The 22,711-nt window shown below is 60.1% G+C and carries 21 protein-coding genes and 1 pseudogene; 13 read left to right on the forward strand and 9 right to left on the reverse strand.

Annotated elements, in window-relative coordinates:
• The first annotated feature begins 149 nt into the window (after window positions 1-149).
• On the forward strand, window positions 150-1,715 hold the full coding sequence (locus tag NCCP436_RS07420) for a PAS domain-containing methyl-accepting chemotaxis protein (protein ID WP_220803349.1): 1,566 nt from the start codon (window positions 150-152) through the stop codon (window positions 1,713-1,715).
• 277 nt (window positions 1,716-1,992) lie between these two features.
• Here the strand turns inward: NCCP436_RS07420 and NCCP436_RS07425 are convergent, their stop codons facing one another.
• On the reverse strand, window positions 1,993-2,232 hold the full coding sequence (locus NCCP436_RS07425) for a sulfurtransferase TusA family protein (protein WP_220803350.1): 240 nt from the start codon (window positions 2,230-2,232) through the stop codon (window positions 1,993-1,995).
• Between the two features lie 105 nt (window positions 2,233-2,337).
• On the opposite strand from NCCP436_RS07425, the gene NCCP436_RS07430 reads away from it, so the two are divergent.
• Window positions 2,338-3,771 (forward strand): M48 family metalloprotease, encoded by a 1,434-nt coding sequence (locus tag NCCP436_RS07430; RefSeq protein WP_220803351.1) that lies wholly within the window; start codon window positions 2,338-2,340, stop codon window positions 3,769-3,771.
• Between the two features lie 8 nt (window positions 3,772-3,779).
• Here NCCP436_RS07430 and NCCP436_RS07435 read toward each other — a convergent pair whose 3' ends face one another.
• Entirely contained in the window at window positions 3,780-4,229 is a 450-nt protein-coding gene (locus NCCP436_RS07435; protein ID WP_220803352.1) for an EAL domain-containing protein, read from the reverse strand.
• Window positions 4,230-4,242: 13 nt separating this feature from the next.
• On the opposite strand from NCCP436_RS07435, the gene NCCP436_RS07440 reads away from it, so the two are divergent.
• From NCCP436_RS07440 to tal, 4 genes and pseudogenes are all read left to right on the forward strand, one after another.
• Window positions 4,243-5,411 (forward strand): IS3 family transposase gene (locus tag NCCP436_RS07440; protein WP_220803353.1). Its coding sequence is split into 2 segments (ribosomal slippage): window positions 4,243-4,504 and window positions 4,504-5,411, totalling 1,170 coding nucleotides; the frame shifts between segments, so codons are not numbered across the junction.
• Window positions 5,412-5,419: 8 nt separating this feature from the next.
• Window positions 5,420-5,611, forward strand: a pseudogene (locus tag NCCP436_RS07445) (IS3 family transposase); the annotation flags it as partial.
• A gap of 83 nt (window positions 5,612-5,694) precedes the next feature.
• On the forward strand, window positions 5,695-6,726 hold the full coding sequence (dusA, locus tag NCCP436_RS07450) for a tRNA dihydrouridine(20/20a) synthase DusA (RefSeq protein ID WP_220803354.1): 1,032 nt from the start codon (window positions 5,695-5,697) through the stop codon (window positions 6,724-6,726).
• 248 nt (window positions 6,727-6,974) lie between these two features.
• On the forward strand, window positions 6,975-7,901 hold the full coding sequence (gene tal / locus NCCP436_RS07455) for a transaldolase (protein WP_220803355.1): 927 nt from the start codon (window positions 6,975-6,977) through the stop codon (window positions 7,899-7,901).
• Window positions 7,902-7,945: 44 nt separating this feature from the next.
• On the opposite strand, the gene rssC is transcribed toward tal, so the two are convergent.
• Both rssC and rssB read right to left on the reverse strand, forming a co-directional pair.
• On the reverse strand, window positions 7,946-8,440 hold the full coding sequence (gene rssC / locus NCCP436_RS07460) for an anti-sigma factor antagonist RssC (protein ID WP_220803356.1): 495 nt from the start codon (window positions 8,438-8,440) through the stop codon (window positions 7,946-7,948).
• Window positions 8,437-9,621 (reverse strand): two-component system response regulator RssB, encoded by a 1,185-nt coding sequence (gene rssB / locus NCCP436_RS07465; RefSeq protein WP_220803357.1) that lies wholly within the window; start codon window positions 9,619-9,621, stop codon window positions 8,437-8,439. The genes rssC and rssB overlap by 4 nt, the downstream gene beginning before the upstream one ends.
• Window positions 9,622-9,828: 207 nt before the next feature.
• Here rssB and NCCP436_RS07470 point away from each other — a divergent pair, with 207 nt between their 5' ends.
• Window positions 9,829-10,128, forward strand: coding sequence for a PilZ domain-containing protein (locus NCCP436_RS07470; protein WP_220803358.1), 300 nt, complete (start codon window positions 9,829-9,831; stop codon window positions 10,126-10,128).
• Window positions 10,129-10,205: 77 nt separating this feature from the next.
• On the opposite strand, the gene NCCP436_RS07475 is transcribed toward NCCP436_RS07470, so the two are convergent.
• Window positions 10,206-10,910 (reverse strand): VacJ family lipoprotein, encoded by a 705-nt coding sequence (locus NCCP436_RS07475; protein ID WP_220803359.1) that lies wholly within the window; start codon window positions 10,908-10,910, stop codon window positions 10,206-10,208.
• 104 nt (window positions 10,911-11,014) lie between these two features.
• Between NCCP436_RS07475 and NCCP436_RS07480 the strand changes: the two genes are divergently transcribed.
• Window positions 11,015-11,425 (forward strand): thioesterase family protein, encoded by a 411-nt coding sequence (locus NCCP436_RS07480; protein WP_220803360.1) that lies wholly within the window; start codon window positions 11,015-11,017, stop codon window positions 11,423-11,425.
• Between the two features lie 213 nt (window positions 11,426-11,638).
• Window positions 11,639-11,905 (forward strand): DUF4404 family protein, encoded by a 267-nt coding sequence (locus NCCP436_RS07485; RefSeq protein WP_220803361.1) that lies wholly within the window; start codon window positions 11,639-11,641, stop codon window positions 11,903-11,905.
• Between the two features lie 6 nt (window positions 11,906-11,911).
• Here the strand turns inward: NCCP436_RS07485 and queF are convergent, their stop codons facing one another.
• The 4 genes from queF to NCCP436_RS07505 form a co-directional block, all read right to left on the reverse strand.
• A complete protein-coding gene (gene queF, locus NCCP436_RS07490) occupies window positions 11,912-12,742 on the reverse strand; it encodes an NADPH-dependent 7-cyano-7-deazaguanine reductase QueF (RefSeq protein WP_220803362.1) in 831 nt (276 codons plus the stop codon).
• 145 nt (window positions 12,743-12,887) lie between these two features.
• Window positions 12,888-13,682, reverse strand: a complete 795-nt coding sequence (locus NCCP436_RS07495) for an ABC transporter permease (protein WP_220803363.1) — start codon at window positions 13,680-13,682, stop codon at window positions 12,888-12,890.
• Window positions 13,679-14,611 (reverse strand): ABC transporter ATP-binding protein, encoded by a 933-nt coding sequence (locus tag NCCP436_RS07500; RefSeq protein ID WP_220803364.1) that lies wholly within the window; start codon window positions 14,609-14,611, stop codon window positions 13,679-13,681. The genes NCCP436_RS07495 and NCCP436_RS07500 overlap by 4 nt, the downstream gene beginning before the upstream one ends.
• A gap of 135 nt (window positions 14,612-14,746) precedes the next feature.
• Entirely contained in the window at window positions 14,747-15,418 is a 672-nt protein-coding gene (locus tag NCCP436_RS07505) for a transglutaminase family protein (protein ID WP_220803365.1), read from the reverse strand.
• Between the two features lie 144 nt (window positions 15,419-15,562).
• Between NCCP436_RS07505 and NCCP436_RS07510 the strand changes: the two genes are divergently transcribed.
• From NCCP436_RS07510 to xdhB, 4 genes are all read left to right on the forward strand, one after another.
• Window positions 15,563-18,010: an acyl-CoA dehydrogenase gene (locus NCCP436_RS07510; protein ID WP_220803366.1), complete on the forward strand. Its 2,448-nt coding sequence runs from the start codon at window positions 15,563-15,565 to the stop codon at window positions 18,008-18,010.
• A 79-nt stretch (window positions 18,011-18,089) separates the two neighbouring features.
• Entirely contained in the window at window positions 18,090-18,497 is a 408-nt protein-coding gene (locus tag NCCP436_RS07515) for a PA2817 family protein (protein ID WP_220803367.1), read from the forward strand.
• Window positions 18,498-18,781: 284 nt separating this feature from the next.
• Entirely contained in the window at window positions 18,782-20,221 is a 1,440-nt protein-coding gene (gene xdhA / locus NCCP436_RS07520; protein WP_220803368.1) for a xanthine dehydrogenase small subunit, read from the forward strand.
• A 63-nt stretch (window positions 20,222-20,284) separates the two neighbouring features.
• Complete coding sequence (gene xdhB / locus NCCP436_RS07525) at window positions 20,285-22,681, forward strand: xanthine dehydrogenase molybdopterin binding subunit (protein WP_220803369.1); 2,397 nt, start codon at window positions 20,285-20,287, stop codon at window positions 22,679-22,681.
• Window positions 22,682-22,711: the final 30 nt, after the last annotated feature.

The raw sequence follows: 22,711 nt of genomic DNA on the forward strand, positions 1-22,711 counted from the left end.
CAGGCGCCGCTGGCGGCGACAAAGCCGCCAGTGTCGCAGGGAAATGTGATCCAGAGCAAAAAACAATTAAACTCCCCGGCCATGATTTCGCCCTCAACTTTGCCGACCAGCGGCCGATGAACTGGGCATTACCAAGTCGGATACCTGCCATGCGTAACAATCAGCCGGTCACACAGCGCGAACGTACGTTTCCCGCACAGCAGCGCCTGATTTCCACCACGGATCTCAAGGGGCAGATCACCTACTGCAACGAAGCCTTCATCGAGATCAGCGGTTTTTCCCAGACCGAGCTGATAGGCTCACCACATAACATCGTCCGCCATCCGGATGTTCCACCCGCCGTCTTTGAACATATGTGGCGCACCCTGAAAAAGGGCCGTCCGTGGATGGGCATTGTCAAGAATCGCTGCAAGAACGGCGACCACTACTGGGTCAATGCCTATGTGACCCCCGTGACCGAGAACAATCAGGTCGTCGGTTACGAATCCGTACGTGTCAAGCCCACTACCGGCCAGGTGCGTCGTGCCGAAGCGCTGTACACCCGCATCAACAGCGGCAAGTCTCCGATACCCAAGCGCGATGCCTGGGTGCCGGTGGTACAGGCCTGGATGCCATTCATTCTGATCAGCCAGATCGGCTTTCTGATTGGCCACTGGATGGGCAGTGCTTGGGGATTCGCACTGGCGGCCATCCTTTCGGTACCGCTGGGCCTGGCCGGTATCGCCTGGCAGACCCGTGGCATCAAGCGCCTCCTACATATTGCCGAACAGACTACTTCGGATCCTCTGATCGCACAGATGTATACCGACAGTCGTGGTGCTGAAGCCCGCCTGGAAATGGCCATGCTCAGCCAGGAAGCACGACTAAAGACCTGCCTGACCCGACTGCAGGATACGGCCGAACAACTAACCCAGCAGGCGCGTCAGGCTGACCGGCTGGCGCACAACAGCTCTGCCGGACTCGACCGCCAACGCCAGGAAACCGAGCAGGTAGCCACCGCCATCAACGAAATGGCCGCCACCACCCTGGAAGTGGCCAGCAACGTAGCCCGCACCGCCATTGCCACCCAGGAGGCCAATCGCCTCACCGAGCAAGGCCGCAGCGTAGCGGCGGAAACCCGCGAAGCCATCCAACGTCTTTCCCAGTCGGTAGGCGAAACCGGCGAGACCGTCACCCGTCTGGCTCAGGACAGTAACGAGATCGGCGGCGTAGTCGATGTGATCAAGGGTATTGCCGATCAGACCAACCTGCTGGCCCTCAACGCAGCCATCGAAGCGGCTCGCGCTGGCGAGATGGGCCGCGGTTTCGCCGTAGTGGCCGACGAGGTCCGCTCGCTGGCCCAGCGTACCGCCGAGTCCACCGAGCAGATACACGCCCTGATCGCCAAACTGCAGCGCACTGCCGAAGAGGCAGTCATGACCATGGAAATTGGTCGCAAACAGGCCGACGAAGGGGTCGAGCGGGTACTCCAGGCGGACCAGGCCCTGTCGGGCATCAGCGATGCGGTGGCCAACATCACCGACATGGCCAACCAGATCGCCGCAGCTGCCGAGGAACAAAGCGCAGTGGCTGACGAGATCAACCGCAACATCACCAATATCGCTCAGCTAGCCGATCAGACTGCCGGCGAGGCGCACAATACCGCTCGCCTCAGCGAGGCCCTCACCAACACCGCGCAAGGCCAGTACGCCCTGGTCGAACGCTTCAACCGCTGAACCATCTCCGGGCTCAGTGTGACTGCGCCCGGATACCAAAACCGAGTCAACGGGCAGCACTGCCCGCGGAACAAATAGCCAGTACCAAGCCAGCCAGCTACGGAGCGAGTGCTGCCCGGCATCAGCCGATGCCCAGCAGGCTCCCAGCAGCACCATCTGCTCGTCGTAGCATTGGTGCTACAGCCGATCACCTATAACTCGGCCTGCCCCGGAATGCCTGATAGCCGCCCAAAGCGGGACAGGGTCCGAAAAGACCTGATCCAGCCGCTAGTGGCACTCAGGCTTTGCGAAACCAGTAGCGATATACGCCCCCCTCGACCTCCTCATGCAGCAGGTCATGCCCGGCGAGCCGGGCAAAGGCCCGGAAATCACGCTGCGAGCCTGCATCGGTTGCGCTCACCTTGAGTACCGCACCACTGGCCAGGCGATTGAGTTCGAGCTTGGCCTTAAGCAAAGGTAGCGGACAATTAAGCCCGCAGGCGTCCAGTTCGGCATCGAAGGCCGGTACGTCTGTCATCGTCTACTCCATGAAAGCGGCTAGGATACTCAAGCTCCAACACCCCTGGCCAGAGCCGCGGCAGGCCAGCTACAGTACCCTCTTTGCCGTCCGAGAACCGAGTGCATGACTTTCCTGCGCCCCACCCTATTGACGCTCGCCTGCCTGCTTGTTGCACCTAACCATGCCAGCGATCTGCCGTCGCTGGGCGATGCCAGCTCCTCAATCGTCTCTCCGCAGCAAGAACATCAGCTGGGCCGGGCCTGGCTAAGCCTGCTGCGCGGCCAGGTATCTCAACTGGACGATCCACTACTTAAGGACTACGTCGAATCCAGCGTCTATCGACTGTCAGAAACCAGCCAGCTGCAGGATCGGCGACTGGAGTTCGTCCTGCTCAACAGCCCACAGCTAAACGCCTTCGCCGCCCCCGGCGGCATCATCGGAGTTAACGGCGGCCTGTTCCTGCACGCGCAGACCGAGGCCGAGTATGCCTCGGTAATGGCCCACGAACTGGCGCACCTTTCCCAGCGTCACTTTGCCCGCGGGCTCGAAGCCCAACAGCGAATGCAGTTGCCGATCATGGCCGCCATGCTGGCCGGCATCGTCGCCGCTGCCGCCGGGGCCGGCGATGCCGGTATGGCAACAATCATGTCTACCCAGGCCGCCGCCATCCAGGAACAGCGCCGCTTCTCCCGCCAGAACGAACAGGAAGCCGACCGTATCGGCCTGGTCAACCTGGAAAAAGCCGGTTACAACCCACGCGCCATGCCGATGATGTTCGAACGCCTGATGCGCCAGTATCGCTACGACGCCAAACCGCCGGAGTTCCTTCTGACCCACCCGGTGTCCGAATCCCGTATCGCCGATACCCGCAACCGGGCCGAACAGTATCCCTCCAAAGGACGCGAGGACAGCCTGCGCTACCAATTGATGCGCGCCCGTGTTCAGCTCACCTACGAAGAAACTCCGGGTGTGGCCGCCAAGCGCTTCCGCGCCATGCTTGACGAAAATCCCGGGCTCGATGCCGCCCGCTACGGCCTGGTGTTGGCGCAGATGAAAAGCGGCCAACTGCGCGAGGCCGGCGAAACCCTAACGCCCCTACTCGGTAAGGCACCGGACGACATCATCTACAACCTGGCACAGATCGAAATCGACATGGCGTCCAACCGCCTGGATGCTGCCGAACGCCGACAGCAACGCCTGCTTGCCCTCTATCCGGGCAACTACCCGTTGCAACAGATGCACATTGACCTGCTACTTAAGCAACAACGCATCCGTGATGCCGAGCACGCCCTGGACGAACTACTCAAGACCCGCGCCAAGGATCCGGACGTCTGGTACCAGGTAGCCGAAGTACGCGGCCTCAGCGGCAACACTGTCGGCCTGCACCAAGCCCGTGCGGAGTTTTTCGCCCTGGTCGGCGACTACACCCAAGCCATCGAGCAGCTCGACTTCGCCAAACGCCGAGCCAGCAACAACTTCCAACTCGCCTCGCGCATCGACGCCAGGCAGCGTGAATTGAGCGAGGAAAAACGGCTTATTGAGCAGATGTTGAGATAGATTAAAACTCAGAGCGCTGACCGATCTGCCGGGATTGTTTGACATTCCACTTTCTGCAACAGACACGATACTTCAGCGCCCAGTAGCGGGCGTCCCAGGTAAAAACCCTGCGCACGTTCGCAGCCCAAACTTTCCAGAAGCTTTAACTGCTCAGCGGTCTCGACTCCTTCTGCCACAGCAGGAATATTCAAGGCACGTCCCAATGCAAGCGCGCTCTCTATTACCACACGTCTTCTTGGATCTTCAAGTTGAGAAAGGAAGCTGGCGTCAAGCTTGAGTTCGGTAAAGGGCAACTCCAGCAGGCGTTGCAAAGTGGAATGGCCGCTACCAAAGTCATCGATTGCAAGACCACAACCTAACTCACGTAGTTGTAGGAGGTTATCAAGACTGACTGCAGGCGTTTCAATGTAGTGGTCTACTAACCCCGGACACCCATTTAGGGCGAGAATGCTCGCCATACAGAGGTGTTCGATGAGCAGACAACGACGTACCTTCACCCCGACTTTCAAGCGAGAGGCTGCCAGCCTGGTGCTCGACCAAGGCTACAGCTGTCCCGAGGCCGCCAGATCTCTCGATGTAGGTGAGAGCTTATTGCGCCGCTGGGTTACCCAGTTGCAGCTGGAGCGCGGGGGCGTTACGCCCACTGCCAAGGCGCTCACACCGGAGCAGCAGACCATTCAGGAGCTTCAGGCCCGTATCAACCGGCTGGAGCTTGAGAAGAAAATATTAAAGGAGGCCACTGCGCTCTTGATGGCCGAGGAACACGGGCGCAGACGTTGAAGTCGATTCGGCAGTTGGTAAAGCACTACCCTGTTCAACTGTTGTGTTCAGTCTTCGAGCTACCCCGGTCTTGTTATTACGCCCACTTGGCCCGGCGGCGTCATATCGATGTCCGCCGAGTGAACCTACGCAGTCGTGTCAACGAGCTGTTCAACCAAAGTCGTGGCTCAGCGGGCAGTCGCAGTCTGGTTACCATGCTGCGGGATGAAGGCGTTAACGTCGGGCGTTTCAGAGTCAGAAGATTGATGAAGGAACAAGGACTGATCAGCAAACAGCCCGGTTCTCATGCGTACAAGAAGGCCACGGTCGAGCGCCCCGATATTCCCAATGTGCTTGATCGCAAGTTCACCGTGGCTGCGCCAAACAAGGTCTGGTGTGGCGACATCACGTATATCTGGGCAGAGGGTCGATGGAGCTATCTGGCGGTGGTCTTGGACTTGTACAGCCGCAGAGTGGTGGGTTGGGCGATGTCCGCCAAGCCTGATGCGGAACTGGTCGTCAAAGCGCTCGACAGGGCTTACGAGATGCGTGGCAGACCACAAGGCGTGCTGTTTCACAGCGACCAGGGCAGCCAATATGGCAGCCGGGGTTTCCGCCAACGGCTCTGGCGCTATCGGATGATTCAGAGCATGAGCCGAAGGGGAAATTGTTACGACAATTCGCCCATGGAGCGGCTGTCTCGTAGCCTGAAAACGGAGTGGGTGCCGACAGTGGGTTACATGACGACAGCGTTGGCCGAGCAGGACATCGGCCGCTACCTCATGCAGCGGTACAACTGGATAAGGCCGCATCAGCACAACGGCTTCGTACCGCCGGCGGTTGCGGAAGAAAAACTCAATTCTGTGTCCGGGAATTGTTGACCACTACAGAAAGCTTTTTCCAGTTGCTGAAGCGGGAACGCATCAGACGTAAAACCTACGGCACCCGCGAAGAAGCTCGCAGTGATGTGTTCGATTACATTGAGATGTTCTATAACCCCAAGCGCCGGCACAGCAGCGCTATGCAGCTATCGCCGGTGGAGTTTGAAAAGCGCTATTTCCAGAGCTTGGAGAGTGTCTAGGAAACCCGGGGCGATTCATAATGCCCAGCACCTGTACCCGTTATGCCCCTTGTGTGCACCTCGTGTGCACCTCGTGTGCACCTATGCAGCAAAACATAGCTTTTTCCCTGGTCGACAAATTGAAAAATATCCATATAAATCAAAGACATATAAGCAGAAAATTCAGCGTCGCTCCGATGATGGACTGGACGGATCGACATTGCCGCTACTTCCTCCGGCAATTGTCGCGTCACGCCCTGCTCTATACCGAGATGGTCACCACCGGGGCGCTACTTCACGGCGACCGAGAGCGTTTCCTGCGCTACAGCGAATGCGAACACCCACTGGCACTGCAACTCGGCGGGAGTAATCCGCATGAGTTGGCGAGCTGCGCGAAAATGGCCGAGGACTACGGCTACGACGAGGTGAATCTCAACGTCGGCTGCCCCAGTGACCGTGTGCAGAACAATATGATCGGCGCCTGTCTGATGGCCCATCCGTCACTGGTGGCCGACTGCATCAGGGCAATGCAGGATGCCGTAGACCTGCCGGTGACGGTCAAGCACCGAATCGGCATTAATGGTCGCGACAGCTATACCGAGCTGTGCGATTTTGTCGGCCAGGTGCGGGATGCCGGCTGCCGCAGCTTTACCGTGCATGCCCGTATCGCCATCCTCGAAGGGCTTTCACCCAAAGAGAACCGCGAGATTCCGCCGCTGCGCTACGAGGTGGCGGCGCGCTTGAAACAGGACTTTCCGGATCTTGAAATCATCCTCAACGGCGGCATCAAGACGCTGGAGGAATGCGAGAAGCACCTGGAAGCCTTCGACGGTGTAATGCTTGGCCGCGAGGCCTACCACAATCCCTTTTTGCTGGCACAGGTGGATCAGCGCCTGTTCGGCGCGCAGGCTCGCACCATAACCCGTATGGACGCCCTGCTGGCACTCAAGCCCTATGTGCAACAGCACCTGCGCGAGGGCGGCAGCCTGCATCACATCACCCGCCACGTACTGGGTCTGGGTCAGAGCTTCCCCGGAGCTCGCCGTTTCCGCCAGTTATTATCGGTAGACATCCATAAAACTAGCGATCCGCTTGGCCTACTCGACCAGGCCGCCGATCTCCTGCGCGGGCACTGAAAACTCACCGGTCTATACAGTTGCCGGCGCAACCCTTGGCCGGCGACTACGACAGAGCACTTAATGAACAGGATGAATTGATCCGGACTCCCTATGGTCGTGAGAGGCCGGACACCAGCGATCTCGCATGCTGCTCAATGTGATCTGCGAACAACGCCGGCACAACAAAGAATCTCGCCAGGCTGCCCCGTTGAGCGGCCGGTACAGCTCGGGTAAGGTCGTATGATCTGCAACGACAAGGCCTCGTCATGACCTCCAAGCTGGAACAACTCAAGCAGTTCACTACCGTGGTCGCCGACACCGGTGATCTAGATGCCATCGCCCGCCTACAACCAGTGGACGCCACCACCAATCCCTCGCTGCTGCTCAAGGCCGCAGCCCTGCCTCGTTATGCTCCCCTGCTCGATCGTGCCATAACGGCTGCTGCAGGCGACCTGGGCCTGGCCGGCGATCACTTTGCCGTGGCTGTTGGCCAGGAGATTCTCAAGATCATTCCCGGGCGCATTTCCACTGAAGTGGATGCCCGCCTGTCGTTCGATACCGATGCCACCTTGCGCCGCGCCGAACGCCTGATCGATCTGTACGACCGCGCCGGCATCGGTCGCGAGCGAGTGCTGATAAAGATCGCCTCGACCTGGGAAGGCATCCGCGCTGCCGAAAAACTGGAAAAAGCCGGTATCCAAACCAACCTCACCCTGCTGTTCACCTTTGCCCAGGCGCAGGCCTGCGCCGATGCCGGAGTCTTTCTTATCTCGCCCTTCGTCGGACGTATCTATGACTGGTACAAGAAAACCGAGGGACATGATTTCACCGCTTCGGATGATCCGGGCGTACGCTCGGTGCAGCGCATCTACCGCTATTACAAGGCCAATGGCTATGACACGGTGGTAATGGGGGCGAGTTTCCGCAACTTGGGGCAGATCGAAGCACTGGCCGGTTGCGACCGCCTGACCATCAGCCCGGAGCTGTTGCAACAACTGTCCGCAGATACGGGGGCACTGCAGCGAGCCCTGGAGCCGGGACAGGAGGGTGAAGCACGCATGTCGCTAGACGAAAGGAGCTTCCGCTGGGCCTTGAACGAAGATGCCATGGCCAACGAGAAACTGGCCGAAGGCATCCGCCTGTTCGCTCGCGATCAGGAAAAGCTGGAAGGATTGCTGGGTGCTACACGCTGAAGCGCTTCCCCAGAGCGGGTGCCGGACAACACCGGCGCCCTCGTTCAGTGACGCTCCAGAGCACTCACCAGATCGTGAAAAGCGGCACGGTTGGATTCGTTGAGCCCCATCAAGATACGGTGCGCTTCCAGCACCTTGGCCTTGACCACCTCTTCGGACAGATCCTGAGAAGGCAGGTCGTCCAGACATTCCGGACAAGGTGCGGGGCCTTCGATGATATTGAACACCTGGTCGAAGCCCATTGACTCGAGTAACCGTGTGATGTCGTCATGCACCGTTACCACGGTAGGCAACAGACCGACTTTCTGTCGCGAGAGGATGGAAAGCTTGGCCAACAGACCCAGCGTCGTGCTATCGATGCTGCGAGTCTCGGTCAGGTCGATGACGATGGCAGAGAAGTTCAGCGCAGTGAAGATCTTTTCAATGGTCGCATCCAGAGCCGAACACAGGGTCAGGCGGACTTCACCGATGAACTTCAGGACGAAGGTCCCGTCCTGTTCGGCAAACTGGATGCGACCGGGGCTTACGCCAGGATTCATGGAAGGTTCCTGTTCAACACCAGCACGGCGATATCATCCGGCATCTCGCCCAGATTGGCCAGGCCAAGCACCTGGCGCAAGCCATCGAGCGTACCACCTGCCCGGATGACGAGCCTGGGCAATTCCTGTTCTTTTTCCTTGAGCGAATCACCCGGCAACAGATCAAACACCCCGTCGGACAACAGGGTCAGGCTGAAGGCTTCGGGTAGAGGCATCTGGTAATTGCTGTATTGCGCTTCGTCGAACAGGCCGACTGGCAGGCCACGCCCTTCCAGATAGCGGGCCTGGCCGTTCTCGAACAGCACCGGCAGCGGCAGGTGCCCGCCAATGCTGTAGGTCAGCTCGCCGTTCTGCTCGTCAATCACTCCACCAAGCATGGTGACATGCTTACCGAGTTTGCAGTTGATCAGCCCGCGGTTGATATGACCGAGTACATCCGATGGCTTAAACTCCGGCAGACTGCCATTACGCCGCCATTCGTAAAGCAGTCGAGTAGTCATGAACTTGAGCAATACAGTGACGAAGGCCGATGACGCACCGTGTCCGGACACATCAGCCAAGTAGAAGCCAATGCGGCGCTCGTCGATACGGAAGTAATCGACGAAATCCCCGGACAGGTAAAGCGAAGGAATGATCTGGTGAGAAAACTCCAGATCACCGTCCTGCCAGGGCGTCATCGGCAGCATATTCATCTGCACCTGGCGCCCGGCATTCTGGTCTTCCTGCAGCAGGTGCAGACTGGTCTGGAGTTCGCGATTGGCCGCCTCAAGCTTTTCCCGGTAGCGCTGGTTCTCACCTCGCAGGCGCACGCGATCAAGCGCCCGGCGCACCGAGTGCTCAAGCATGGCGAGATCTTCAAGCGGCTTGATCAGATAGTCCGCCGCCCCCAGGCGCAGTGCCTCTACCGCATCGTTCATGACCCCAGCACCGGAAACCACGATCACCGGCATCTCGATGCCCATGTCGTTGATGCGTCGAATCAGTTCAAGACCGTCAATCTGCGGCATGCGCAGGTCACAGATCAGCAGATCAGGGCAGTCCTGACGGACGATCTCCAGTCCCTGCAAGCCATTGCCGGCCTGCAAAACCTTGAAACCGCTATCTTCGAGATAGTCTGCAAGACTTGCGCGCACGACGTCGTCGTCGTCGATGATCAGCAGAGTGGCACTGGTTTTGTGCATGACTAATCCAGGCAAACCGCGCCCGAGCAGTTGAGTTCAGCCGAGGCGCAACGCCTTGTAGGGGGCCAGGGCAATTTCAAGGGGCAGACGGTACTCCCATCCGCGTGTCTATTCAAGCCGGTGCCAGTCACCACTCTGTGACTTTACAGAAGAAATGGGCGAGGGTTATAAGAGCCGCGGCGAAAACCATAAGAAGAAGGTGCTGCCGTGAACGACAATGATCGAGCGTACAGTGAAAAACGCGACTTCATCCGTATGCGGGTCGAAGCCAGCGTCACCCTCCATTACAGTGGTGGCTCGGCAGTAGCGCTGTGCCGAGACTTGTCGAGTACCGGCATGCAGATCGAAACCGACGTGCCCCTGAGCATTGGCGACCGGATACGCGTCCACATTCCCTCCGAGCACAGCGAACTTAGCGGGCTGAACGCCGAGGCCGAGGTCATTCGCGTCAGCCCTCTGGACGGCAGGCTGCAGTCACTGGGGCTGGTCATCCTGTCGATGAGCTGACGCCCTGCCCTGCAGAATGAAAAATGCCCGTATTGCCTACGGGCACTTTTCATTTAGACGACGTGCACGGCGACGGCTCAGAAGTCGTCCTCGACCTCGCCGTCGCGCACCTTGAATTCGCGGTTCTGCAGGTAGGCGTTACGTATGAAGATGTACTTGTCGCCACTAATCAGGTTCTCGGCCGAGAGCAGACTGGCGCGGGTGTCGACCACATCAACGGCAAGGGTGACGTTGCGGGTCGGCACATGATCCATGTACGGATAGGGCGTCAGGAAACTGTCCGGTACCCGGCTGAAGGTATCACGCACAGTACTCGGGCCAAGGAGCGGAATTACCACGTAGGGCCCGCTATCGACACCCCAGGCGCCCAAGGTCTGGCCGAAGTCTTCGTCGTTCTTCTGCAGTCCCATATGCCTGGCCACGTCAAAGAAGCCCAGCAGACCGAAGGTAGTGTTGATGATCAACCGGCCGGTATCGACACCGGCATCATGGAACTTGGCCTGCAGCAGGTTGTTGGCCAGATTGCCGACATCACCGATATTGCCGAATACATTGTGCACGCCATCTTCAAGAAATTGCGGGGTGACGGCCTGGTAGCCCTTGGCGATCGGCTTGAGGGCATAGGTGTCCAGGGTATCGTTGAAGCGGAAAATGGCGCGATTGACGCCTTCCCACGGGTCCTCCTGGGAAGCGGCCTGGCCAGCGGCAGGCAGCAGGCCCAGTCCAACAAGCGCCATCAGGCTGCCCACACGGGCGACCCAGCGAGCACCGATTACATGCATGGAAATCTCTCCTTGAGGAAAATGACGTGGCCGCCGCCAGCAGCCCAGAGGCCGCGTAGTATAAAGTCTGCCAATCACCTTGGGCAGCATAGCGGACAAATCCAATGAGCAACAAAGGTCTGCTTTACAGCGCACCTATTCCGGTACGCTGGGGCGATATGGACAGCTACGGCCACGTCAACAACATTATTTACATGCAATATTTGGAGGAAGCGCGGATCAGTTGGTTCGCCCAAGCCGGCATCATCGAGGATCAGGTGCCCTACGGCCCCGTGGTGCTACAGACGCTGCACACCTACCTCAAACCGGTGGTCTACCCGGCCACTGTCGTGGTCGAACTCCATGCCGGCGCGCTGGGCCGCAGCAGCCTGGTACTCGAACACCGCCTGACGACTCTGGAGCAGCCGGAAATTCTGTGTGGTCAAGGGCATTGCAAGCTGGTCTGGGTGGATCACACCAGTGGCCGCTCGGTGCCACTGCCAGAATCCCTGCGAGCCCTTTTCACCCCGAGCTGAGCTACTGCAAATTCACGGAACTTGCGTTGAATCAGGCAAAGCAGCCCGGGCTGGATTACCCTTCAGGCAGTAACCGCAAAACGCTGACGCAACCGGCCTGGACAGATTCAGCAACCTGCCGGTAGCAGCATTTCACGCAAACGGCCAATACGGATGGAAACCTCCGCGGCACCGCTGCGGTCGACTCTATGCCCAACGACAAGGGAGAACCCTATGCCACGCACCGATCTGCAGCAGCAACTGGAAGCCCTCAACCAGCAACTGACTGAAGATGCGCCGCTCAGTGATGAGGAGCGCGCATCGCTTTACCTGCTGGCCCAGAAGATCGAAGTACAACTGGCCCGCGAAGCGGCAGCCGCGCCGGACGCCACTCTTATCGACGGCGTCAACCTGGCCGTGGAACGCTTCGAGGCCAGCCACCCGACCCTCGCCGGCACACTGCGTAACATCATGCACAGTCTGGCCAGCATGGGTATCTGAGCGCTGCTACTGGCGAGCCAGTCGGGCGTTGTCCGGGTGCATTGCCTCCGTGCTGCGCCAGGGATTGATATCCAGCCCTCCACGGCGCACATAACGGGCATGAACCGTCAGCGACTGCGGCTGTAGCAGTCGCTGCAGGTCGAGGAAGATCCGCTCCACGCACTGCTCGTGGAAATCGGCATGCTGGCGAAAGCTCACCAGATAGGCCAGCAGACTGGCGTGATCCAGCGCAACGCCACGATACTGCACCACCAGACTGCCCCAGTCGGGCTGGCCGGTCACCGGGCAGTTGGACTTGAGCAGGTGGCTGTGCAGGCACTCCTCCACTTGCCGCTCAGGGTCACAGCGCAGCAATTCGGGCTGCGGCCGCTCGTAACAACTGACATTGATGTCCAGATCGTCGATGCACTGCCCGGGCAACGAAGCCAGTCCCTCATTCATTACCTCCGCCAACGTGCGCAGGCGCACCGTCACTGGCTTGCCGGCCACCGCGGAAAGATCGCACGCCAGTGTCTGCTGCAGCGCCTCCCAGGAGGTAAATACCGTCTGATTCAGCGAGTTGAGATAGAGCTTGAACGACTTCGACTCGATGATATTCGGCGAGTCGGCCGGAATGGCGAACTCACCGATGGCCACCACCGGCTTACCCGACGGCAACAACCAGGACAGCTCATAGCAGTTCCAGTAATCAACACCCTGATATGGCAGGCTGGCACCGTCGAGACCCAGTTCGGCCCACTTGACTGAACGCGCAATGGGAAACAACAACTGCGGACTGTATTCGGCGATGTAGGCGCTGGACTTGCCCAGCGGGGACTGCTCGGCGGGATGCTGCATGGTCGACGATCCGGATAGACAGAAAACCGTCGAGTTTAACGGCTTGGCTGTTTCCCCGCACGCTGCCGGCAGGCTAGTGCCCCAGCGGCAGCAGACCTCGCATCAGGCGATGACTCAAGCCCCACGCCCAGGCGCCCCCACTCTACTAGTGACGCATGCCACGGCCACTGGAGAGCAGACGAATGCACAGCAGGTACAGCACAGTCGTAGCCAACAGCATGAAACCAATGGCCACGCCAATGCGGATATCCGACACACCGAGGATGCCGTAGCGGAAGGCGTTGACCATGTGCAGGATCGGGTTACCCAGCGACACGGCCTGCCAGAACGGCGGCAGCAGCGTGATCGAATAAAATACCCCGCCCAGATAGGTCAGTGGCGTCAGCACGAAGGTCGGCACGATGGAAATGTCATCGAAGTTGCGCGCAAACACCGCGTTAACGAAACCGCCCAGCGAGAAGATAGTTGCCGTCAACAGCACCACCAGCACCGTCACCCCCAGGTGGTGCACCTGCAGATGAGTGAAGAACAGCGACAGAATGGTGACGATCAGCCCCACCGCCAGACCACGCAGCACTCCACCAATGACGAAACCAATGAGAATGATGTGCGGAGACACTGGTGAGACCAGCAGTTCCTCGACATTGCGCTGAAACTTGCTGCCGAAGAAACTCGAAACCACGTTGCCGTAGCTGTTGGTGATCACCGACATCATGATCAGGCCCGGCACGATGTACTCCATGTAGCTGAAGCCGCCCATCTCGCCGATGCGCTGGCCGATCAGGTTACCGAAGATAACGAAGTACAGAACCATGGTGATCGCCGGTGGCAGCAGCGTTTGCGGCCAGATCCGCACGAAGCGACGCACCTCTCTCTGGACGATAGTACGCAAGGCCACCAGGTTGGCGGCAAATTCGCTATTGAGGTAAGGGGTATTCATCGCGCTACCTTGGCCAGATTCTTTTCCACCAGGGAGACGAACAGCTCCTCCAGGCGATTGGTCTTGTTACGCAGGCTCAGCACCTGCACCTGTTGCTGCGCCAGTTGCTGAAACAGCGCATTGAGACCCTGACTCTTCTCTACCTGTACCTCCAGGGTATGGGGATCAAGCAGACGCGCCGGGTAACCCTCGAGCCGTGGAGCCTCACCGTAGGAGGCCTCCAGATCGAGCAGGAAGGTCTCGACGTGCAGCTTCTTCAGCAGATCCTTCATGCTGCTCAACTCAACGATGCGTCCATGATCGATGATGCCGATATTGCGGCACAGCTGCTCGGCCTCCTCCAGATAGTGGGTAGTGAGGATGATGGTGGTACCCTGGCTGTTCAGCTCGGTGAGAAAGCTCCACATCGAGCGCCGCAGCTCGATATCCACCCCTGCAGTGGGTTCATCAAGGATCAGCAGGCGCGGCTGGTGCACCAGCGCACGGGCAATCATCAGCCGGCGCTTCATACCGCCGGACAGCTCGCGCGAGGCTACATCGCGTTTGTCCCAAAGGCCCAACTGGGTGAGGTACTGCTCGGCGCGCTCGCGGGCAATGCGTCGTGGAATACCGTAATAGCCGGCCTGGGTGACAACGATGTCGAAAACCTTCTCGAACTGGTTGAAGTTGAACTCCTGCGGTACCACACCGAGACAGCGTTTGAGCGCATAGGGATCGCGGTCAAGGTCGTGGCCGAACACGCTGACCGTACCGCCACTTTTGTTCACCAGGGTCGACAGTACGCCGATGGTGGTGGATTTGCCGGCGCCGTTGGGCCCGAGCAAGGCAAAGAAGTCGCCCTCGGCAACATCCAGATCGATGCCATGCAGGGCCTGGAAGCCGTTGCCATAGATCTTGGTCAACTGGCGAATGGTCAGGGCGGTGCTCATGAAAATCGGATTTCCCCGCGCAAGAAAGAGATAGGTAGAGATGGGGATGCCTGCGGCCGATTACAACCAGCCGCAACGCAGCACGCACCCTACAGAGCCCTACGCCTGGAGGAAAGTCCGGAAAGCCGATGAAGACTATCGACTCAGTCGATGCACCTCAGCCTCACGCTGCATGTCTCCACCGCCCGCCAGCACTCCGACCTCGAACAGGTGCGGATAACAGCGCCGCAGGTGGTCGAAAAACAGCTGCTCGGGCAAATCTGCGAACTGGCCATGATCCTCCAGATACTCCATGTAGCGCTCACCGGCGGCGTTGTAGGGGTGGAACACGCTGTCATTGACACCATCGAAATCCAGCGGCTCGACCTTGAACACCCGGCACAGCGCCTCATGGAACGCCGGCGTAGCCTTGACCCAACGACCGTCGAGATGCAGCTCGGTGTAGCCATGCATGGCGAACACCTCGCTACGCAGGATTTCAATCAGGCGCGGTGTAGACAGGTGATTGCGCACGTCGGCCAGGCCGATGCGTGCCGGAATTGCGCAATGCCGTGCACAAGCTGCCAGCAGGATGGCCTTGGGTACGCAGTACGACTCAGCAGCAGCCAGTGCATGACTGGCCTTGAGTGTTTGCGAGTCGAGACTGAAGGCATATGGGTTGTAGCGAATATGCTCGCGCACGGCCAGATACAGGGCCACGGCCTGACTGCGCGGATCACGTGCAGGCCCACGCCAACGCTCGGCGAACTCGACTACCAAAGGGTGGTCACTGTCAATGAAGCGTCCGGGACGCAGGTAGGTCTGCATGACGGGTACTCCTGAAGTTCACCCAGTGTAAACCTGACGATTGCGCCATGCTCACGGCTATCCGGCCAAGCTCACAGCTCCTGCTGCCAAATGTGGCTATGCTCGGGCACGGCCCGCCCCACTCATGCTCATGGAGGAATACACATGCTAGTTATCTGGTTGCTGGCCTTACTACTCGGTGTTGCCTATCTCGCGCACCGGCGTACCGCCGCCCTGCCGGCACTAGGCATCACCGCCGTATTTTTGCTGGCTATGGCACTGTTCAGCCCGGTTCCCGGCTGGCTGCAATTGGTGTTCTGGATTATCACCGCCGCCCTGACCGCCTTTGTTCTGCTGCATGACCAGCGCCGGCAACTGTTCACCCGGCCGCTGCTGGCCTGGTTCAAGCGCGTACTGCCGCCAATGTCCGAAACCGAACGCGATGCCATTGAGGCCGGCACCGTCTGGTGGGATGGCGAGCTGTTCAGCGGCCGTCCCGACTGGGACAAATTGCTGGCCTACCCCAAGGCAAAATTGACGGAAGAGGAACAGGCCTTTCTCGACGGCCCCACCGAAGAACTGTGCGCCATGATCAGCGACTGGCAGGTGGGTCAGCAGATGGATCTGCCGGAAAAGGCCTGGCAACACATCAAGCAACACGGTTTCTTCGCCCTGATCATTCCCAAGCAATATGGCGGCAAGGGATTTTCCGCCTATGCCCACTCACAGGTCGCAATGAAACTGGCCACCCGCAGTGGCGACCTGGCTTCAACCGTGATGGTGCCCAACTCCCTGGGACCTGCCGAGCTACTGCTGCACTACGGCACCGAGGCGCAGCGCAACCACTATCTGCCACGCCTGGCACGCGGTGAAGAAATCCCCTGTTTTGCACTAACCGGCCCCTTGGCCGGTTCCGACGCCGGTGCCATGCCGGATACCGGCATCATCTGCAGGGGACAGTGGAACGGTGAGGAGATCATCGGTCTGCGTCTGAACTGGGAAAAGCGTTACATCACCCTTGGCCCGGTAGCCACCTTGCTCGGCCTGGCCTTCAAGGCCTATGACCCGGATCACCTGCTGGGTGATAAGGAAGAATTGGGCATCAGTCTGGCTCTGGTGCCTACCAATACCCCCGGAGTGGAGATTGGCCGCCGCCACCTGCCGCTGGGCGCGGCCTTCATGAACGGCCCCAACTCCGGCAAGGACGTGTTCATCCCGCTGGACTACCTGATTGGAGGCCCGGAGTACCTGGGCAAGGGCTGGATGATGCTGATGAACTGTCTATCCGTCGGCCGCTCCATTTCACTACCGGCGGTAGGCACCGGCGCCGCCAAGTTCACCAGCCTCACTACCGGACAGTACGCCCGCCTGCGCGAGCAGTTCAACGCACCGCTGGCTGCCTTCGAGGGTGTTCAGGAGGCACTGGCACAAATCGTCGGCAATGCCTGGCTGATGGACAGCGCGCGCATCCTCACTGCCAACGCGGTGGATCTGGGCGAGAAGCCTTCGGTGCTTTCGGCCATTCTCAAGTACCACCTTACCGAGCGTGGGCGCGACTGTATCCGACACGCCATGGACGTGCATGGCGGCAAGGGCATCATCATGGGCCCAAACAATTACCTGGCTCGGTTCTGGCAAGCTGCGCCGATCTTCATCACCGTCGAAGGTGCCAATATCCTCTCACGCAATCTGATGATCTTCGGCCAGGGTGCCATCCGCTGCCACCCCTACGTACTCCAGGAAATGCAGTTGGCCAGTCGTGAAGACAACGAACAGACACTGGCCGACTTCGACCAACTGCTGCTGAAGCATATCGGCTTCGCTATCGGCAACGCCGCCAGCAGCCTGCTGCTGGGGCTGGGCCGCGGACACTTGGGAATGGTTCCGGGGGACGATCTCAGCCGATCCTACTTCCGCGCACTAAACCGTCTGGCTGCCGCCTTTGCCATGTGCGCCGACAGCAGCATGCTGTTGCTCGGTGGCGAACTGAAACGCCGCGAACGGCTTTCCGCTCGACTCGGTGACGTACTCAGCCATCTCTATCTGGCTTCGGCCACACTCAAGCGCTATCACGATCTGGACTACCCCGAGACCATACGGCCACTGGTGCGCTGGGCACTGGAAGAAAACCTGCAATGCGCCGAGCAGGGGCTTGCCGATCTACTCGACAATTTCCCCAGCCGTCCCTTCGCTTGCCTGCTCAAGCTGCTGGTGTTCCCGCTCGGCCGCTGCCACAAGGGCCCGGACGATTCGCTGGATGCAGAAGTGGCGGCCATCATCGGTCGCCCGGCCGGCGATCCAGCATTGGAGCTTCTTCTGGAAGGGTGCTACCGGCCGCAGGCAGAACAGGACGCAGTGGGCGCCCTGCAGCATGCGCTAAGCCTGCTACAGGCCAGCGAGGATGCTCGCAAACGTTTGAGCCAGGCCCTGCGTGACGGCACCCTGCGCCCGCCCCCCGGCCAGGACGCCATCGCAGCAGCTATTGCTGCCGGCATCCTCGAGACCGAAGCGGGACAACGCCTGCAAGAGGCTGAGGCGGCACGACGTCGGGTCATCGATGTCGATGACTTTGCCCACGATGAGCTCACCCTTGCCCCTGGCCAGGTGCGCTGAAACCATCGCCCGGAAACAGGACAGCGGGCGCCAGGATCTCTATACTCCTGCGCCCGTTCCAGCCAACAGGAAGCCCGCCATGGCCAGCCATCTCGAACACCACCTTGCCCTGCTCAAGCACCTTCGCGGCATTCTGGTCGCCCTGGGCGACGCCGAACAGGTGCTCGACGACAGCCACGACCTGTTTCTCGAACGCTACGACGAACTGCTTGCTGAGCTGCCGCGCGACCCGCTCGCCAGCCAGTATCTGGGCCAGGATCTGATCAGCCAGATCTTCCACCGCTACCCACAAATCGCCCATCTGGTACCGAGAGACCTGCTGTGGTTCTTCGGCGGCGACTGCCTGCATTTCATGCCTGACGAAGAAATCACCCTGTACCAGACCCTCGACGAGCGTCGCTTCGAAGCCGAGGAAAAGGGCGAACCCTTCGACTGGAATCAGGAAAAGCAACTGCTGGCCCTGCCCACCGACGGCGCCAGCCACTAACCCTCTCCCGCCAGTGCCGCCTGCCACCGACAGGCGGCCTTCTCAGCCTCTCTCCGTTCTCCTTCAAACCCGCCCGGTGCTCATACGGCCCGAACGGCGCGCGGGTGTTCGCCTACGCTCATAACCAAAGTGAATGACAACCAACTGACCAAAAGGTCAAATATTTGTTGACCCAAAAGTCAGAAAACTCTAGATTGCAACCATGGCCACCACGCCCGGGGTTTGCGTTGCGTGCCCCCGTGAGCCAGTTGAATCGATAAAAATAAAACGCCTGGAGGTCGTCCTTGATCCAGTTTTTACTCAACCGGGAGCTGCGCACCGAGCATGCCCTGGATCCCAACGTCACCGTGCTCAATTACCTGCGTGAACACGTCGGCAAGACCGGAACCAAGGAAGGCTGCGCCTCAGGCGACTGTGGCGCCTGCACCGTGGTAGTCGGCGAGCTGGACGGCGATCGCGTCCGTTACCGCACCCTCAACTCCTGCCTGACCTTCGTTTCCAGCCTGCACGGCAAGCAGTTGATCACCGTGGAAGATCTCAAGCACCAGGGCAGACTGCACAGCGTGCAGCAGGCCATGGTTGACTGCCACGGCTCTCAGTGCGGCTTCTGCACCCCCGGCTTTATCATGTCGCTGTTCGCCCTGCAGAAGAACTCCGACGGTTTCGACAAGGGCCAGACTCTCGAAGCTCTGGCCGGCAACCTGTGCCGCTGCACCGGCTACCGTCCGATCATCGATGCCGCCGAACAGGCCTGCCGCCAAAAGCAGTCGGATCAGTTCGACGCCTTCGAGAGCGACACCGTGGCCAAACTCAAAGCCATTGCCCCGCGCGAGACTGCTGAACTCAACAGTGGCGACAAGCGCTGTCTGGTACCACTGACCGTCGCCGACCTGGCAGAGATCTACGTCGCCAATCCGCAGGCTCGCCTGCTCGCCGGCGGCACCGACCTGGCACTGGAAGTGACCCAGTTCCACCGTGAGCTGCCGGTGATGATCTACGTCGGCCATATTGAGGACATGAAGCGTATCGAGGTGACCGACGAGGCCATCGAGATCGGTGCAGCAGCGACACTGACCGACTGCTACCAGGCCCTGGCGGCCGACTACCCGGACTTCGGCGAACTGCTGCATCGTTTCGCCTCCCTGCAGATCCGCAACCAGGGCACCCTGGGCGGCAACATCGGCAACGCCTCGCCGATCGGCGACGCCCCGCCGCTGCTGATCGCCCTCGGCGCGCAGATCGCCCTGCGCCAGGGCAACAGCCGGCGCATTCTGCCGCTACAGGACTACTTCCTCGACTACAAGGTCACCGCTCGTCAGGAAGGTGAGTTCATCGAGAAGATCATCGTGCCGCGTGCCCGACCGAATCAGGCCTTCCGTGCCTACAAGGTTTCCAAGCGCCTGGACGACGACATCTCCGCCGTGTGTGCAGCCTTCAACCTGACCATCGAGGACGGCGTGGTGCGCGATGCCCGCATCGCCTTCGGCGGCATGGCTGGCATTCCCAAGCGCGCCAGTGCCTGTGAAGCCGCGCTGATCGGTTCGGCCTGGTATCCGGACGTGATCGAACGTGCCTGCGAGGCACTTAGCGAGGACTTCACCCCGCTTACCGACTTCCGCGCCAGCAAGGAATACCGCCTGCTCACTGCCCAGAACCTGCTGCGCAAGTTCTTCCTGGAACAGCAGTCACCCGAGATCGAGACCCGGGTTACCGCTTACGCCTGATGGCGCAGTGAATTTAGACGCCGCCGGCCCGCACCGGCGGCATGCGAAGTTTTGGAGGCGAAGATGTCCAGTCATATCGAACACAAATCCCAGGCTGAACTGGCCGAACTGTTCCGCGCCGGCATGACCACTGGCGTTGGCCGCAGCGTCAAGCACGAGAGCGCGGACAAGCACGTGTCCGGCGAAGCGGTCTACGTCGACGACCGCCTAGAATTCCCCAACCAACTGCATGTTTACGCGCGTCAGTCGGATCGCGCCCACGCGCGCATCCTGCGTATCGATACCAGCCCCTGCTACCAGTTCCCCGGGGTGGCCATTGCCATCACCAAGGATGATGTGCCGGGCCAGCTGGATATCGGCCCGGTGGTCGCCGGTGACCCGCTGCTGGCCGATGGCAAGGTGGAGTATGTCGGCCAAGTGGTGCTGGCGGTTGCCGCCGACAGCCTGGAGACCGCACGCAAGGCGGCCATGGCCGCGATCATCGAATACGAGGATCTGGAACCGGTGCTCGACGTGGTCGAGGCCTATCGCAAGAAGCACTTCGTGCTCGACAGCCACACCCACCGCATCGGTGATTCGGCTGCCGGGCTGGCCAGCGCCCCACACCGTCTGAAGGGCACCCTGCACATCGGTGGCCAGGAGCACTTCTATCTGGAAACCCAGATTTCCTCGGTGATGCCCACAGAAGATGGCGGCATGCTGGTCTACACCTCGACGCAGAACCCCACCGAAGTGCAGAAACTGGTAGCCGAAGTGCTCGGCGTACCGATGAACAAGATAGTCATCGACATGCGTCGCATGGGCGGTGGTTTCGGCGGCAAGGAAACCCAGGCTGCCGGCCCGGCCTGCCTGTGTGCTGTGATCGCACACCTGACCGGCCGGCCAACCAAGATGCGTCTGCCGCGCATGGAAGACATGAGCATGACCGGCAAGCGTCATCCCTTCTATGTCGAATACGAAGTGGGTTTCGACGACGACGGTCTGCTGCGCGGCATCGAAATGGACCTAGCCGGCAACTGTGGCTACTCCCCGGATCTATCCGGTTCCATCGTCGACCGTGCAATGTTCCACTCGGATAACGCCTACTTCCTCGGCAATGCCACCATCAACGGCCATCGCTGCAAGACCAACACCGCCTCCAACACCGCCTACCGCGGCTTCGGCGGCCCGCAGGGCATGGTCGCCATTGAGGAAGTGATGGACGCTGTGGCTCGCCATCTGGGCAAGGATCCGCTGGAGGTGCGCAAGCTCAACTACTACGGCAAGACCGAGCGCAATGTCACCCACTACCACCAGACCGTAGAACACAACGTCATCCACGAGATGACTGCCGAACTTGAGGAAAGCGCCGAGTACGCCAAACGCCGTGAGGAAATCCGTGCCTTCAACGCCAACAGCCCGGTACTGAAGAAAGGCCTGGCGCTGACTCCGGTGAAGTTCGGTATAAGTTTCACCGCCACCTTCCTCAACCAGGCCGGTGCGCTGATTCACATCTACACCGACGGCTCGATCCACCTGAACCATGGTGGCACCGAGATGGGTCAGGGCCTCAATACCAAGGTCGCGCAGGTCGTGGCCGAAGTGTTCCAGGTGGACATCTCGCGCATCCAGATCACCGCCACCAACACCGACAAGGTGCCCAACACCTCGCCCACCGCAGCCTCCAGCGGCGCCGACCTCAACGGCATGGCGGCGAAGAATGCGGCCGAAACCATCAAGCAGCGCCTGGTGGACTTCCTCGTACGCGAGTACCGGGTCACCCCGGAAGACGTCGAGTTCCGCAACGGTCAGGTGCGTGTGCGCGACCACTTCCTTTCCTTCGAGGAAATGATCCAGAAAGCCTACTTCGGCCAGGTATCGCTGTCTTCGACCGGTTTCTACCGTACACCGAAGATCTACTACGACCGCGACAAGGCCGCCGGCCGCCCCTTCTACTACTACGCCTACGGCGTGGCCTGCGTGGAAGTGCTAGTGGATACCCTGACCGGCGAATACCGCATGCTGCGCGCCGACATCCTGCATGACGTGGGCGACTCACTGAACCCGGCCATCGACATCGGCCAGGTCGAGGGGGCTTTCGTCCAGGGCATGGGCTGGCTGACCACCGAGGAGCTGGTGTGGAGCGACAAGGGCCGGCTGATGACCAACGGCCCGGCCAGCTACAAGATCCCGGCCATAGCCGACATGCCCATCGACCTGCGGGTGAAACTGGTGGAAAACCGCAAGAATCCGGAAGACACCGTATTCCACTCCAAGGCCGTCGGCGAGCCGCCGTTCATGCTCGGCATCGCCGCCTGGTGCGCCCTCAAGGACGCCGTGGCCAGCCTGGCCGACTACAAGGTGCAACCGCAGATCGACGCCCCTGCCACCCCTGAGCGCGTGCTCTGGGGTGTGGAGCAGATGCGCAAGCTGAAAGCTGCCAGCAAGGCGACCAACGCTGCCGAGGTTGAACCGGCGTAACGCCAAAGACCGCCCCGCTGGATGTAAAGA

This window comes from Pseudomonas sp. NCCP-436 (assembly GCF_019656335.1).
Taxonomy (GTDB): Bacteria; Pseudomonadota; Gammaproteobacteria; order Pseudomonadales; family Pseudomonadaceae; genus Aquipseudomonas.